Below are 474 nucleotides of genomic sequence, written 5' to 3'. Positions count from 1 at the left end.
TGGGTCTAGGTAATCTGGTGTACCATCATCATCACTATCATCATTCGTTGGGTCGCCATCTCCATCTGCATCCTCATCTGGAGTATCTATTCCATCTCCATCATCATCCAAATCACGATAATTAACATCCTCCGTACCATCGGTATCTGGTAAATCGTTCTGTGGGTCATCAATCTCATCATTTACATCAAAACCATCAGCTACATCTGAGCCCTCATAACCGTCATCCAATCCATCGCCATCTGTATCAACTCCTGTAAAGTCTTGGTCTGGAATACCATCGTTATTAAAGTCATTACCCTCATTGTTATCTGGTACCAAATCATCATCCGAATCGTAGTCTAAATAGTCAGGTTTACCATTAGAATCAGTATTTACTGGAGTAATACCGGCATCGCCGTCACCTTCATAAGCATCATCCAATCCATCATTATCACTGTCAATACCACTTGGACCTACATAACCATCTGTGGG

The 474-nt window shown here is 42.0% G+C and carries 1 pseudogene; it reads right to left on the bottom strand.

Annotated features, from left to right (window positions below):
• Positions 1-474 (bottom strand): annotated as a pseudogene (locus RM542_RS14815) (gliding motility-associated C-terminal domain-containing protein); the annotation flags it as partial.

The sequence above is a fragment of the Croceitalea sp. P059 genome (genome assembly GCF_031846365.1).
GTDB classification, from domain to species: domain Bacteria; phylum Bacteroidota; class Bacteroidia; order Flavobacteriales; family Flavobacteriaceae; genus Croceitalea; species Croceitalea vernalis.
This window is presented reverse-complemented; position numbering and strand designations above follow the sequence as displayed.